This window comes from Nocardia carnea NBRC 14403 (assembly GCF_000308515.1).
GTDB classification, from domain to species: domain Bacteria; phylum Actinomycetota; class Actinomycetes; order Mycobacteriales; family Mycobacteriaceae; genus Nocardia; species Nocardia carnea.
Genome location: NZ_BAFV01000037.1, coordinates 57,643 through 72,379 on the forward strand (window position 1 = coordinate 57,643; position 14,737 = coordinate 72,379).

Annotated in this window: 10 protein-coding genes; 7 read left to right on the top strand and 3 right to left on the bottom strand. The window is 67.4% G+C overall.

What is annotated here, in order from left to right; genetic code table 11:
* The first annotated feature begins 2 nt into the window (after positions 1-2).
* The 4 genes from ON22_RS12630 to ON22_RS12645 all read left to right on the top strand — a co-directional run bounded on the left by ON22_RS12630 (position 3) and on the right by ON22_RS12645 (position 4,325).
* Complete coding sequence (locus tag ON22_RS12630) at positions 3-1,298, top strand: glycosyltransferase family 4 protein (RefSeq protein ID WP_051157558.1); 1,296 nt, start codon at positions 3-5, stop codon at positions 1,296-1,298.
* Positions 1,292-2,023 carry a class I SAM-dependent methyltransferase gene (locus ON22_RS12635; RefSeq protein ID WP_033246151.1) on the top strand — a complete coding sequence of 244 codons (732 nt, stop codon included), beginning with the start codon at positions 1,292-1,294 and terminating at the stop codon, positions 2,021-2,023. The genes ON22_RS12630 and ON22_RS12635 overlap by 7 nt, the downstream gene beginning before the upstream one ends.
* Positions 2,010-3,074, top strand: coding sequence for a glucosidase family protein (locus ON22_RS12640; protein ID WP_051157559.1), 1,065 nt, complete (start codon positions 2,010-2,012; stop codon positions 3,072-3,074). Before ON22_RS12635 ends, ON22_RS12640 begins: the two co-directional genes overlap by 14 nt.
* 429 nt (positions 3,075-3,503) lie before the next feature.
* Positions 3,504-4,325 (top strand): SDR family oxidoreductase, encoded by an 822-nt coding sequence (locus tag ON22_RS12645; RefSeq protein ID WP_033246149.1) that lies wholly within the window; start codon positions 3,504-3,506, stop codon positions 4,323-4,325.
* Positions 4,326-4,341: 16 nt separating this feature from the next.
* On the opposite strand, the gene ON22_RS12650 is transcribed toward ON22_RS12645, so the two are convergent.
* Positions 4,342-5,208 carry an LLM class F420-dependent oxidoreductase gene (locus tag ON22_RS12650; RefSeq protein WP_033246253.1) on the bottom strand — a complete coding sequence of 289 codons (867 nt, stop codon included), beginning with the start codon at positions 5,206-5,208 and terminating at the stop codon, positions 4,342-4,344.
* Positions 5,209-5,274: 66 nt separating this feature from the next.
* A complete protein-coding gene (locus tag ON22_RS34605; RefSeq protein ID WP_081876007.1) occupies positions 5,275-6,105 on the bottom strand; it encodes a class I SAM-dependent methyltransferase in 831 nt (276 codons plus the stop codon).
* A 690-nt stretch (positions 6,106-6,795) separates the two neighbouring features.
* On the opposite strand from ON22_RS34605, the gene ON22_RS12660 reads away from it, so the two are divergent.
* Complete coding sequence (locus tag ON22_RS12660) at positions 6,796-8,406, top strand: (2,3-dihydroxybenzoyl)adenylate synthase (RefSeq protein WP_033246251.1); 1,611 nt, start codon at positions 6,796-6,798, stop codon at positions 8,404-8,406.
* Between the two features lie 91 nt (positions 8,407-8,497).
* Here the strand turns inward: ON22_RS12660 and ON22_RS12665 are convergent, their stop codons facing one another.
* A complete protein-coding gene (locus tag ON22_RS12665) occupies positions 8,498-9,811 on the bottom strand; it encodes a salicylate synthase (RefSeq protein WP_033246148.1) in 1,314 nt (437 codons plus the stop codon).
* Positions 9,812-10,081: 270 nt separating this feature from the next.
* Between ON22_RS12665 and ON22_RS12670 the strand changes: the two genes are divergently transcribed.
* Both ON22_RS12670 and ON22_RS12675 read left to right on the top strand, forming a co-directional pair.
* On the top strand, positions 10,082-12,763 hold the full coding sequence (locus ON22_RS12670) for an ABC transporter ATP-binding protein/permease (protein ID WP_033246147.1): 2,682 nt from the start codon (positions 10,082-10,084) through the stop codon (positions 12,761-12,763).
* The gene (locus ON22_RS12675; protein WP_033246146.1) at positions 12,760-14,514 is read left to right on the top strand and encodes an ABC transporter ATP-binding protein; all 1,755 of its coding nucleotides are present in this window, start codon (positions 12,760-12,762) and stop codon (positions 14,512-14,514) included. The genes ON22_RS12670 and ON22_RS12675 overlap by 4 nt, the downstream gene beginning before the upstream one ends.
* Positions 14,515-14,737 lie beyond the last annotated feature (223 nt).

The window sequence follows — 14,737 nt, forward strand, 5'->3', positions numbered from 1 at the left end:
CCGTGCGAATTGCCTTGTTGTCCTACCGCAGCAAGCCTCATTGCGGTGGGCAGGGGGTCTATGTGCGCCGGCTCAGCGCCGGATTGGCCGAACTCGGCCACCAGGTGGAGGTGTTCTCCGGCCAGCCGTACCCGGCCGACCTCGACCCGCGCGTGACCCTGACCGAGGTACCCAGCCTGGACCTCTACCGTGAGGACGACCCGTTCCGTACACCACGGCCGGGCGAGATCCGCGACCGGATCGATCTGCTGGAACTGGCCACCATGTGGACCGCCGGGTTCCCCGAACCCCGCACCTTCAGCCTGCGCGCGGCGCGGATCCTGCGCGACCGGGTCCAGGATTTCGATATCGTCCACGACAACCAGTGCCTGGGCAGCGGGCTGCTCGATATCGCCCGGCGACTGCCGCTGGTCGCGACCGTGCACCACCCCATCACCAAGGACCGGGAGGTCGATCTGGCGGCCGCGATCTGGCGGCGCAAACCGCTGGTGCACCGCTGGTACGGGTTCCTCGGTATGCAGCAGCGCATCGCCCGGCAGATCCCCGATCTGCTCACCGTGTCCACGTCGTCGGCGACCGATATCGCCGACGATTTCGGGGTCGATCCGGCGCAGCTGAAAGTGGTCCCCCTCGGCGTGGACACCGAACTCTTCGCGCCGCGCGGGCCGCGTGTCCCCGGCCGGATCGTCGCCGTCGCCAGTGCCGACAAACCGCTCAAGGGGATCTCGCATCTCCTGCAGGCGCTCACCAGGCTGCGGGTCACCCACAAGGTGGAATTGCAGCTGGTCGCGAAACTGGAGCCGAACGGGCCGACCGAGAAACAGATCGCCGAACTCGGGCTCTCCGATATCGTCACCGTCCGTCCCGGGCTGACCGATACCGAACTGGCCGAACTTCTCGCCTCGGCCGAGATCGCGTGCATCCCGTCGCTGTACGAGGGCTTTTCGCTGCCTGCGGTGGAAGCGATGGCGTCGGGCACTCCGCTCGTGGTCAGCCGTACCGGTGCTTTGCCGGAGGTCGTCGGCGAACCCGGCGTCTGTGCCGAACTCACCGAACCCGGCGATTCGGCCGCCCTGGTCCAGGTGATCGGCCGGCTGCTCGACTCCCCGCAGACCCGGCAGGCGATGCAGGCCGCGGGCCGCGACCGGGCCGTTTCCGTATTCAGCTGGGAGTCGGTGGCCGCGCAGACCGTGCAGGTGTACCAGAACGCGATCGACCGGCATGCCGGGCGAGCCGCAGGCGACCGGGGAACCGGCGCATCCGCCCAGCTCACCACCGCAGGAGGCGCCTCGTGCTGACCGTCGACTTCGACCGTGCCGGGATCGGGCCCGGAACCCGGGTCATCGATGTGGGCTGTGGCGCCGGACGTCATTCTTTCGAGGCCTACCGGCGCGGCGCCGATGTGGTCGCCTTCGATCAGGACGCACCGGAACTCGCGAATGTCGCCACCATGTTCGAGGCCATGGCGCAGGTGGGGGAGGCCCCGGCCGGCGCGAAGGCCGAGGCGGTCGAGGGTAACGCCCTCGACCTGCCCTACGGCGCGGGCGAATTCGATGTCGTGATCGCTTCGGAGATCCTCGAACACGTGCCCGCCGACGACGCTGCCATCGCCGAACTGGTCCGCGTGCTGCGCCCGGGCGGGCAACTGGTGGTCACCGTGCCGCGCTGGCTGCCCGAACGGGTGTGCTGGGCGCTGTCGGACGAGTACCACGCCAACGAGGGCGGGCATATCCGCATCTACAAGGCCGACGAGCTGCGCGACAAGATCACCGCCCGCGGGCTGCGGCATACCCACCGCACCCATGTGCACGCCCTGCATTCCCCGTACTGGTGGATCAAATGCGCGGTCGGCGTGGAGAAACCCGACCATGCGCTGGTGCGCGCCTACCATCGGATGCTGGTGTGGGACATGATGAAACAGCCCCTGCTCACCCGGACCGCGGAAAAGGCACTCGACCCGCTGATCGGTAAGAGCGTGGCCCTGTATTTCAGCAAACCGGCGGTGACCCGTGCCGCCGGTTGAGCTACCGTCGGTGCCCTCGGTATTCACCCGCCGCCAGTGTCTGCAGACCGCGCAATCGATCGCCGCCGACCAGGAATCCTCGGGCGCCATCCCGTGGTTCTCCGGTGGCCACACCGACCCGTGGGACCACGTGGAATCCGCGATGGCGCTCACTGTGGCCGGTCTCCGCGACGAAGCCGTCGCCGCCTACACCTGGTCGGCCCGCACCCAGCGGCCCGACGGGTCGTGGCCGATGCAGTTCCGTGACGGCGAGATCGAGAACGCCGCTACCGATGTGAACTTCTGTGCCTATATCGCCACGGGCCTCTGGCACTATCTCGCGGTCACCGGTGACACCGCCTTCGCATCCGAAATGTGGCCGGTTGTCCGCGCGGCCATCGACCTCGTCGTCGACTGCCAGGGCGACGAGGGCCAGATCTACTGGCTGCGCGACGGCACCGATATCCTGCCCGAAGCGCTGGTCACCGGGTCGGCCAGTATGTACCACAGCCTCGGCGCTGCACTGGAACTGGCGCGATGCCTGGGTGATCCGCATCCCGAGTGGGAACTGGCCCGCACGCGGCTCGGTACCGCGCTGCGGGAGCATCCGGAGCTGTTCACCGCCAAAGACCGGTACTCGATGGACTGGTACTACCCGGTCCTCGGCGGCGCATTGCGCGGTCCCGCCGGACAGGCGCGGATCGCCGAACGCTGGGATACGTTCGTGGTCGGCAATATCGGTATCCGCTGCGTCTCGGACCGCCCGTGGGTCACCGGCGCGGAAACCTGCGAACTGGTGCTGTCCCTCGATGCTCTCGGCGACCGCGAACGCGCCCACCAGTTGTTCGGGAATATGCAGCACCTCCGCGAAACCGACGGCTCGTACTGGACCGGCCTGGTCTACGCCGACGGCAAACGCTGGCCGGTGGAACGCACCACCTGGACCGGCGCCGCGGTGATCCTCGCCGCCGACGCGCTCTCCCGGACCACGCCCGGTAACGGCATCTTCCGCGATCTTGCGGCCGATGCCGTACCCGCCCGGCCGGTGCCGCTGCCGGTGAGCAGCGGGTAGTCTCGCCGGCCGTCGAACGTCGGGGTGCGGTCCGGAGATCAATGCCCGGCGACCGTCCCTCGCCCGGCGTCTCCGGGCGAGTCGTCGGCGAGACCATCCGAACCCGGCGGGGACTCACCGCGGCAAACCGGCGCCGGGTCGAACAACACCGGACCTGCGCTCGGGCACAGTGGCGATTCGACGACCGCGGCGGCGAACGATCCGTGCCGTGGACACCATCGGGGAGCGGGATATTCGCACTGCGCTGAGAGTTCTCGTGATCGGCGGGGTTGCCGTCGACGGAGTGCCGGGGGCGACTCGGGTGATTCGTGAACTCCGCGCGATGCCCGGTATCCGAATCCACGGGCGCCCGCCGGAACGGCGGAGGTCGCTGATGGCACCGGATACTCGGTTGCCTCGGTCGCCCGCCGACGGTGTAATGCGGCGGTGATGACTCCACCACATGATCTGACCGGACGGGTCGCCGTCGTCACCGGCGTCAGCCGCCGCGGAGGTATCGGTTATGCCGTCGCCCGTCGGCTCGCCGCTCGCGGCGCCCAGTTGTTCCTCACCCACTGGGTTCGGCACGACGAAGCGCAGCCGTGGGGCGCCGACGATCTCGACCAGCTACGTGCGGGCCTGACCGAGGCTCCGCGTATCGCCGACCTGAGTATCGATTTCGCCGAACCCGATGCCGGGCAGCGGGCCGTCGACGCCGCCGTCGCCGAATTCGGGCACGTCGATATCCTCGTCGCCAACCACGCCCGCAGCGGCGGCGACGGCACCCTGTTCGACATCGACGCGGCCATCCTGGACGGGCACTGGGCCGTCGACGCCCGTTCGGTGCTACTACTCACCCAGGCGTTCGCGAAACAGTACCGGCCCGGCCACGGCGACGTCGGTGACCGGGGCCGGGTTATCTGGATGACCTCCGGCCAGCATCTGGGCCCGATGCGCGGCGAAATCGCCTACGGTTCCGCCAAATCGGTGCTGGCCGGGATGACGGCGACCGTGGCGGCGGAACTGATCGAACACGGTATCGTCCTCAACACCGTGAACCCGGGCCCGGTCGACACCGGTTACCTCGACCCCCACAGCACCGGCCTGGACCCGGCGTTCGTCGCGGCCGTCCACGTCGCCTTCCCTCGCGGCCGTGCCGGCACACCCGACGATCCGGCGCGGCTCATCGAATGGCTGGTCTCCGACGACGGCCGCTGGGTGGTGGGACAGATCATCGATTCCGAAGGCGGATTCCGCCGGTCCCGATTCTGACCCACCACCGGACCGGTCAGAGGTCGGCGAGCCGCGGCACTACCGGCGCCACGCTGTCGACCCACGCCGCCGGCGACCCACCGGGCGGCATCACGATCGCGGTGTGTACCCCGAGCTGGGCATAGCCGGCCATCTGACGGACGAAATCGTCGAGCGCGGCCGGGTCAGGGCTGCCGGCCAGCACGGTTTTGCGGATGCGCTCGTAATCGGTACCGGCTTCTTCGCAGTGCCGGCGCAGCACATCGAGCTTGTGCGCCACCTCCTCGGTGCTGGAAGCGAACAGGTTGCAGGCGTCGCCGTAGCGGGCCACCAGCCGCAGCGTCCGCTTCTCACCGCCACCCCCGATGAGCACCTTCGGCCGATGCAGCGGCTGCGGTGCGCACAGGGTCTCGGCCAGCTGGTAGTGCTTGCCCTCGAACGGCCCGTTGTTGTCCGGATCCCACATCTGCGCACAGATCCGCAGCGTTTCCTCCAGCCGATCGAACCGTTCGCCGGTCGGCGGATACGGCACACCGAGGCCGTGATGTTCGCGTTCGAACCAGGCAGCGCCGATCCCGAGCGCCGCGCGGCCGCCTGAGAGCACGTCCAGCGTGGTGACCGTTTTCGCGAGCAGCCCGGGATGCCGGTAGGTCACGCCGGTCACCAGCAGGCCGAGTTCGATCGTGGAGGTGTGGGCGGCCATGAACCCGAGGCTGGTGTAGCCCTCCAGCATGTTCGCTTCCGCGGGCAGCCCGGTCGGTTCGATCTGGAAGAAATGGTCCATGAACGACAACCAGCTCGCGCCGGCCAGCTCCGCGGCCGCGCCCACACGCGCCAGCTCCCCGGCAATGGCGGCGGTGCCACCGTCGATCTCGAAAATCGGAACATGGAAACCGAGTTCCATACTCATCCCCTTGTGATGGTGGGTGATCGGGTCGATCACACGCTACGACCTGGAGAGCACTCCAGGTCAAATGTGCCGTGGAGTGTCCCGGATCAGCGGCCGGTCCGTTGTCTCGAGGGCCGAGGCGACAAGGTAATCCAGCGGCAGGACGAGTTGGTCGTGGTGGTGCTTCGCCCGTTGCTCGACGAATCGGCGCATATCCCGATGTAGCTCGTCCCAGCGCCTGTCCGCGGTCAATCGGTCCTGTTCGCTCATGACGTGGCCCGCCGTGCGAATCAGGAACCCGGCAGCCTCCTCCGCGGAAGAAAACGGCAGCGTCACCCGGCCGGATGAGGTGGCTGTGAGCCGTAGCTGGTGGGGTTCGAGTATTTCGGTGAGCGCGGTGGACTCGCCCCAGCGGCTGGGCGGTCCGCTGCTGATCGGCGGTGGCGGCAGGTAGGGGGCGAGCACCTGGCCCATCGCCGGCAGCACGCTGCCCGGCTGCCACGACACCAGCACCACCCGTGCGCCCGGTGCCGCGACTCGGGCAAGCTCGCGGGCCGCGGCCTGGTGGTCGGTCGCGTACATGGCACCGAACACCGAGAGCACGACATCGGCTGATCGATCCGGAACGGGAAGCGCCGCGAGATCCCCGCACAGCCATTCGATGTCGAAACCTGCGCAGCGGGCGCGTTCCTCGGCCGACCGTAGCAGCGCCGGCTCGAAGTCGATGCCGGTAACTCGGCCGCCACACCGGGCCGCGAGCAGTGCCGCGTTGCCTGTGCCGGTAGCGATATCGAATACCCGGTCACCCGGTCCGACCGCAGCTGCCTCGACGGCCGCCTTCGCGGCGGACCGCAGATGACGGCCCATCGACGGGTAGTCACCGGCGCCCCACGTCGTCATCGGGCTGTTCACTCGTCTACCTCCTGAATGCAGGAGGCGCCCTTGATCGTGTCGACCGGAGTCGAGCGTGGCGGACCGGGTCCGTCGCAGCGCCTCTCGCTCCGGATATGGATGCGGACAGCCTAGCGGCCCTCCAGACTCGGCTGCGGACCACTCGCCATGAGCCGCCTGCCTGTCCCTTGGTGACGAAGGTCCGCGGGCGCGCCGGGGTAGTTGCGGTTCGCACCGGACCGCATCACTCCGCAGCCGGCGGGCTGCGGTGCGCTGGGCGGGGCTTCGGGATGGCAGCCCTCCACTCCCGATCACGTGCACGCTCTTCCCGGCGCGTACTCCGTACGAGCTGCGGGCGTCACGGCACTGAGACAGGCGGTTGCGCTTCTGAGCTGAGGCTGTGCTGTTGGAAGCGGGACCCCGGTTCGGGCGCGTCGATATGCCTCTCGGTGGTTTCCATCCGGCCCGTGCTCGTCGATCGTTCTTCGGATATCCGACGGGGTGTGTCGAGTTGCCCGTCGACTGCACCGGGTAGGGGTGTTAGCTTAGCCTAAGCAAATGGTGAGTGATGAGGATCGGGGTTCGGTGGTGGCCGTGCCGAGTAGTGAAGCGGGATCACCGGGGTCGGTGCACCTCCGGACGCCGGCCGATCATCGAACATCGAGACCTGCAGAGGCTCCTCCCGTGCTCGTACCTGAGAGGCGTAACGTGATTCCCCCTGACACGTCCACCACCCACCGCGAGGGCTACGTCCCCTTTCCCGGCGAGGCGGCCGCGGAATACCGTGGCGCGGGCTTCTGGCAAGGACGCTCGCTCGGTGAGCTACTGCGTGAGACCGCGCGGCGGTTCCCGCATCGGACCGCGTTGCTCGGCGCCGATGGACGTAGTTACGCGACGCTCGACGCGGAGGCCGATCGGCTGGCGCACGGGTTCCGGGCGCGCGGAATCGAGCCGGGGGACCGGGTCGTGGTGCAGTTGCCGAATGTGGCGGAGTTCGTGCCGGTGTTGTTCGGGCTGTTGCGGGCCGGGACGATTCCGGTGCTCACATTGCCCGCGCATCGGCGTAGCGAGATCGAACATCTGGCGCGAGTTTCCGAAGCAGTCGGCTATATCGTCGCGGACCGGATGGGGGACTTCGATTACCGAGAGTTGGCCGCCGAGGTGCAGGCGGCAGTACCGTCGCTGCGGCACGTGCTGGTGGTCGGTGACCCCGGCCCGTTCGTCGATCTGAATTCTGTGCCGTGCGAGGGCGATTCGCTACCCGTAATAGATCCGGGCGATATCGCACTCATGCTGGTTTCCGGTGGCACCACCGGGCTGCCGAAGCTGATTGCCCGCACCCATGACGATTACGTCTACAACGCGACCGCGAGCGCGCAGGTGTGTGAACTGACCGAGGATGATGTGTACCTGGCGACACTTCCCGCCGCGCACAACTTCCCGCTCGCCTGTCCCGGAATCCTCGGCACGATCGCCGTGGGGGGTGCGGTGGCCTTCGTCACCGAACCCAGTCCGGAGAATGCCTTCGCCGCGATCGAGCGGAACCGGGTGTCGGTTACCGCGGTCGTACCGCCGATTGCCCAGTTGTGGTGCGCAGCAGTTGAATGGGAGGAGGCCGATCTGTCCTCGCTGCGGTTGCTGCAGGTCGGTGGTGCCCGTCTGGCGGAGGTGAACGCGCGTGAGGTCGAGCCTGCGCTCCAGGTGCGACTGCAGCAGGTGTTCGGTATGGCCGAGGGGTTGCTCAACTTCACCCGCCTCGACGATCCGGACGAGTTGGTGTATGCCACCCAGGGACGGCCGCTGTCCCCGGCCGACGAGATCCGTGTTGTCGACGGTGATGGCAATGACGTCGCTCCCGGAACAGAAGGCGAGCTGCTCACCAAGGGTCCCTACACGATTCGCGGCTACTACCGGGCGCCCGAGCACAATGCTCGCGCTTTCACTCCGGACGGCTACTACCGCAGCGGCGATCTGGTGCGTCGCCTGCCCAGTGGTCATTTGATTGTTTCCGGCCGCATCAAGGACGTCATCAACCGCGGCGGTGAGAACGTCTCCTGCGATGAGCTCGAGGAACACCTGCTCGCTCATCCGGCGGTCCGCCATGCTGCTGCCGTCGGGCTGCCCGATGCCGCGCTCGGTGAGCGGGTCTGCGCCGTCCTGGTTGTCGGCGGCGAGATGCCGACGCTGTCCGAGATCAAGACATTCCTGACCGACCGCGGCGTTGCCACGTACAAGCTGCCCGATGTGCTACGCCGTGCCGACGTTCTGCCCACGACCGCGGTCGGCAAGATCGACAAGAAAGCCCTGAGCGCCGAGGGATGACGAACGAGGTGTTCGGACCGGTGTAGCCGAGCGGGTGCCGATTCCGTGGCCGGCGCAGGTAAGCGCCGGCTGTCCGGTGCCGTCGCTCGAGCTAGGCCGCGACGACGTACGGCGCGATACTTTCGAGCTTCTCGCAGGTTTCCTCGAATTCGCGCTCGGGTGTGGATTGTTCGATGATCCCTGCTCCGGCGCGTAGCCACGCGCCGTGGAGGGTCTGGTAGACCGCACGGAGCACCAGTGTGGCCTCCAGTGAGCCGGAGGGCGAAACAGTCAGTACCGCACCGGAATACAATCCGCGCTGATCGCGGTCGAGCCGGAAGATCGCGTCGACGCCTTCGCGTTTGGGGATTCCCGAGGCGGTGACGGCCGGGAACAGGGCTTCCAGGGCGTCCCAGCCGGTGCGGTCGGCGGTGAGCAGGCCGCGGACGGTGGAGGTGAGGTGCTGGACGCTGCCGCGTTCGCACACTGTCATGAAATCGATGATGGCCGGGGTGCCGGGTGCCGCGATTGCGGTGATCTCGGTGAACGAGGTGTTCACCGACATCGCGTGTTCGGCGATCTCTTTGGGATCGCCGAGCAGATCCGCGCGGGCGGCGAGGTCGGCCGCGTGGCTGCGCCCGAAGCTGCGGGTGCCGGCCATCGGTTTGGTGGTGATCACTCGGCCGTCGTCGACGGATACGACCAATTCCGGGCTGAATCCGGCCGCGGCGAGCCCGCCCAGCCGCAGCAGGAAGGATCGAGCGGGCGTGTTGTGTGCGCGGCCGAGTCGGTAGGTGGCCGGTATGTCGACCATGAAGGGCAGCTCGACCTTCCGCGACAGTATGACCTTCCGGTACCGGCCGTTCCGGATTTCCGCAGCTGCCCGGGCAACTCGTTCGTGGTAGCCGGTCCGATCGTTGCGGACATCCGCCGGTTGCGGTACCGGCAGCGCGCTGTTCTGCGCGGCAACGACGAGGTCGTGTATCGCTCGTGTCTCGTCGGGTGTCGCGCCGGAGATCCGGATACCGGACATCGCGATCCGCACCTCGATACGTGGAATCATCAGATGCGCCAGTATCGTGGACGACGGCACATGGGTGGTGGCATCCAGCGCCCAGGCGCAGAATTCGAATCCGACCCATCCGTACACATTCCGCCCATCGAGCGGTAGCGCGCGAAGTGCCTGATCCAGGGCGTGTGCGGGCCTGCCGGTCCACCGGCGGCTGCTGCCGCGCCCATCCCATTCGACGCGCAACTCCTCGACGCCCAGTTCCACAGTGCCGATCGGATCGGCCGCGAACACCCACTCACCCGGGCGTTCGTACACCACATACTCGCCGAACAGGTCGGCCCCCGCCAGCCCCGACACCGCCGCCACCGGATCGGTCACATAGCCCGCCTGTGAGCGCTCGTCCGTGATCGACAACGGTCCTCCAAATGGTCATACCCGACGCGGAAAGTTAGGCTAGCATAGCCTTACTTATCGGGAACGGCCGCTGGTGCGCAGTTGAAAAATATCGGTGTTGAGGACCTGGTTCGGCGCTATGGGTATGTGTAGGCTAACCAAAGTTGTCGAGCGTGTCTCTATGGGGAGACGGGACGACGGCGGATAGCCGGTGCGACCGCTCGTGCCCCGCACTGTTCGGCAGGTGACCCCGACGGTCATCGAGTCTTGTATCGGAGGACGTACACCGCAATGGCGCGCAGAGGATTTCAAGGTGTGGTACTGAACGCCTTCGGTGTTCAGTACCACACCGCCACCGTCACGAGTACCGAGCAATTGACACCGCGGATGCGCCGGGTCTGGTTGACGGCACCGACATTGTTGGCGGATATCGATATCGAACCGACGGCGTGGCTGCGGATGTGGTTCCCCGACAACAAGGGTTCGGACGCGGAGTTCCAGCGCGGGTACACCATCGCGGAGGTCGACTCGGATACCGCCGGCGGGTTCGCGGTGGATTTCGTCCTGCACGAGCCCGCGGGCCCGGCCTCGGCGTGGGCGTTGAACGTCACCGGCGGTGAGACAATCGAGGTGACTTCGTTCGGGTCGCGAGGGTTCTCGGTATCGGAGGATCTACCGGCCGGTTATCTGCTGATCGGGGATTCGGCCTCGGTCCCCGCGATCAATACGATCCTCGCCGCACTGCCACATCAGGTGGCCGTCGAGGTCTACCTCGAACAGCATCACGATGATGATCTGCTGCTCCCGCTGGTCCACCATCCGCTGGCGCGGGTGCACTGGATCCCACGGACCTCGGAGGAAGCCCTTGCCGCGGCCCTGGAAGTGCGGGACTGGTCGAACTGGTACGCCTGGATGGGGCCGGAATCGAAGGCCCTGAAGCATCTCCGGGCGCGGGTGAAGGAATTCGGCTTCCCCAAGACCGATGTGTATGCGCAGGCGTACTGGGTGCACGGCCGGGCGATGGGTAAAGAGCGCAGCGCCGAGGAGCGTGCCGCCGCGGGCTCCGCGCTCCCGGCCGGTGCCGCGGGGAGTGCGGTCACCGGCAATGTTTCGGACGGCGCCGTATCGAAGGCGACCGAGAAGGCAGTGCCGGAGGCCGCCGGGTCGGCCCCCGGGGCGGTCCCGGCGGCGCAGGTCGCCGTGGACGGCTCGGCGCCGGATGCACGATCCGTTCGTACCGGACGGTGGCGCTCCCAGGCGGGCAGCCGCTTGTTCGCCGGCGTCAAACCGAAGCTCTACGTGGCGGGCATCCTGCAATTCTTCGTCACACTGATCCAACTGGCGCCCTATGTGCTGCTGGTGGAACTGGCGCGGGAACTGCTCGCGGGCAGTGGAAGCGATACGCTGTGGCGTCTCGGCCTATGGGCGCTGGGCCTTTTCGGGCTGGGCGCATTGCTGGAATCGGCGTTGCAGTTGTGGTTGCACACGGTCGACGCACGGTTCAGCCGTGATCTACGCGGCAGGTTGCTCGGCAAGCTGGCGAGGCTGCCGCTGGGCTGGTTCACCGCGCGCAGTTCGGGGCAGGTGGACAAGCTGATCAACGGTGACACGCTGTCGCTGCACTATCTGATCACGCATGCGGTGGTCGATGCGGTGGCCGCGGTGGTGGCGCCGCTCGCGGTACTGGTCTACCTGTTCTTCGTGGACTGGCGAATGGGTCTGGTGCTGCTGGTACCGATCCTGGCCTACATCTTCACGATGATGACGATGATGGCGACATCGGGGCCGAAGACGATGCAGGCGCAGCGCTGGAGCGAACGGATGAAGCGCGAGGCGACCTCCTATATGGACGGGCAGCCGGTGATCCGGGTATTCGGTGGATCGGCCGCGTCGCCGTTCCGGCGCAGCCTGGATCAGTACATCGCCTTCCTGGACGGCTGGCAGCGGCCGTTCGTCGGCAAGAAGTCGGCGATGGAGCTGATCACCCGGCCGGTCACCTTCCTGTGGCTGATCCTGGTGGCCGGAACCGCGCTGGTCGTGGCAGGCGGCCTGGAGCCGGTGGATCTGTTGCCGTTCCTGTTCCTGGGCACCACATTCGGCTCGCGCCTGCTCGGCATCGGCTACGGCATGATGGGGTTGCGGGAGGGCCGGGAAGCGGCCCAGAAGATCCAGGTCGTCTTGGACACCGACGAGCTCGAGGTGCGGTCCGGGCCGGTGGGCGCCGCAGATGCGGTGGGCAGGGTGGTGTTCGACGATGTGAGCTTCGGCTATCGGCCGGGTGCGCCCGTTCTCGAGAACATTTCGCTCACACTGGAACCCGGCACGGTCACCGCGCTGGTCGGTTCCTCCGGCGCCGGAAAGTCGACACTGGCCGCGCTGCTGGCCCGCTTCTACGATGTCGGTTCCGGCGCGATCCGGGTGAGTGGCCGTGATATCGCGTCACTATCGCCGGATGAGCTGTATGCGCAGGTCGGCTTCGTTTTCCAGGACACCCAGCTGGTGCGCGGTACGGTGCGGGAGAATATCGCCCTCGCGGTACCGGATGCCTCCGACGACGCGATCGAGCGGGCCGCGCGCGATGCGCAGATCCACGAGAGAATCCTTCGGTTGCCGCAGGGATACGACACGATGCTGGGTGCCGGCAGCACGATGTCCGGAGGTGAACGGCAGCGGCTCACCATCGCCCGGGCATTGCTGGCCGACACCCCGGTACTGGTGCTGGACGAGGCCACGGCGTATGCCGACCCGGAGTCGGAGTATCTGGTTCAGCAGGCGCTCAACCGGCTGACTGTCGGGCGGACGGTGCTGGTGATCGCGCACCGGCTGCGCACCATCACCGAGGCCGATCGGATCGTGGTCCTGGAAGGGGGCCGGATCGCCGAATCCGGTACGCACACCGAACTCCTCACCGCCGAGGGCCGCTACCGGCAGCTGTGGAATGCCGGCGCCGATGTGAAGGAGATCGCCCGATGATCCGCACCATGATGAGCCTGCTGCCGGCCGAGCAGCGCAGCCGGACCACCGGATATCTCGCTCTCCTGCTCGTTTCGGTGATCCTGCGGGCGATCGCCGTGGTCCTGGTGGTGCCACTGGTGACGGAACTGTTCGGGGACACCCCGGCCGATGCGTGGCGGTGGGTGGGGGCATTGACCCTCGCCGTCGCCGCCGGCTGGGTCGTGGACACGATCACCTCGCGCATCGGTTTCGACCTGGGATTCCACCTACTCGACAATGCCCAGCGATCGGTATCGGCGCAGGTGGCGCGAATTCCGCTGCGCTGGTTCACGGAGGACAACTCGGCCGTCACGCGGCGCGCGATCGCCACCACCGGGCCGGACCTCGTGGGTCTGGTGGGCTACCTGGTGACACCCCTGTTCCAAGCGGTCGCACTACCGGTCGCGATCGCGGTCGCGCTGGTGCCGGTCGCGTGGCAGCTGGGCCTGGTGGCGCTGCTCGCGCTGCCCTTGATGCTGGGTTCGCTGTGGCTGACCAACCTGCTCACCCGGCGTGCGACCACAGTGTCCCGGGAAGCCAACAGCGTGTTCACCGAGCGCATTCTCGAATTCGCTCGAACCCAGGCGGCGCTGCGTGCGGCACGCCGCGCCGAGCCGGCCCGCAACGAGACCGGTGCGGCACTGTCCGCCCAGCACGGTGCGACAACTAGGTTGCTGCTGCTGAATGTTCCGGGACAGGTCGTGTTCGGACTGGCGAGCCAGATCGTGCTCCTGGTGATGGCGGGAACCGTCGCATGGCTGGCGGTGGCGGGCACCATCGGGATTCCCGAGGCCGTTGCGCTGATCGTGGTGGTGGTGCGGTTCCTGGAGCCGTTCGCTGCCTTCGGTGATCTCGCGACAGCGCTGGAAACCAGCCGTGGTGCGCTGCGCGATATCCGCACCGTCGTCGAGGCGTCCGAACCCGAGCGGAACAGCACGTCGGTGCGGGATGCCGAGGAGCCCGCTTCGGTGACGTTGCGCGCCGTGCGTTTCGCCTATGACGCTGAGCCGGTGCTGGATGAGGTGGATATCGAGTTTGCGGCGGGCAGGGTGACGGCGGTGGTCGGACCGTCGGGGTCCGGTAAGAGCACGCTGCTCGCACTGATATCGGGTGTGGAAGCGCCCACGTCGGGCAGCGTCACCGTCGGCGGTGTGGAGCTCGGTGCGCTCGATGCCGCGGACCGGCCGACGGTGGCCGGCATGGTGTTCCAGCAGCCGTATCTGTTCGCCGGCACCATTCGGGAGAACGTCCTGGCGGGCGCACCGGAGGCCGGTCCGGAACAGTTGGCGCAGGCTCTGCGCCTGGCGCGGGTCGACGAATTCGCGAAGCGGCTGCCGGATGGGCTGGACACTTTGGTCGGAGAGGCGGGGACTGCGCTGTCGGGTGGTGAACGTCAGCGGGTTTCGATTGCGCGGGCGCTGCTGAAGCGGTCTTCGGTGTTGCTCGTGGACGAGGGCACCAGTGCGCTCGACGCAGAGAACGAGGCCGCGGTGGTAGCCGCCATCACCGGCGACCCGCAGCAGCGGACCCGTGTGGTGGTGACGCATCGCCTTTCCACCATCGTAGGCGCGGACCGGGTGCTGTTCCTGGACGGGGGCCGGATCGTCGAGGACGGCACGGTCGACGAATTACTTGCTGCGAACGGTCGTTTCGCCGAGTTCTGGGCGCAGCAGCACGCGGCTGCCGGGTGGCGGATCGGCGCAGAACCTGCGGCCGTGGGCACTCTCTGACGGCTGGTCTGTATTCACAGGGCGGGGCATCCACGGTAGGTGGGTCCCCGGCCTGTTCGGGCCGAGGGCAGTGCGAGGGAAGTTGAATACATCCCATTTCTGTTTGGCTTAGCTTAGGCTAAGCTATCTTTGGTAACCCTGATGCGCCGGCGCCCATGGATGTGCTGCGGTGCAGCGGTTTCCGTGCGGCAGCCGATCGCGTCGGGATTGGTAAGTGCATCCT

Coding starts and splice junctions, on each gene's coding strand:
- ON22_RS12645 (WP_033246149.1), top strand. CDS start 3,504: ATGACTCCACCACATGATCTGACCGGACGGGTCGCCGTCGTCACCGGC.
- ON22_RS12650 (WP_033246253.1), bottom strand. CDS start 5,208: ATGGAACTCGGTTTCCATGTTCCGATTTTCGAGATCGACGGTGGCACC.
- ON22_RS12670 (WP_033246147.1), top strand. CDS start 10,082: ATGGCGCGCAGAGGATTTCAAGGTGTGGTACTGAACGCCTTCGGTGTT.
- ON22_RS12675 (WP_033246146.1), top strand. CDS start 12,760: ATGATCCGCACCATGATGAGCCTGCTGCCGGCCGAGCAGCGCAGCCGG.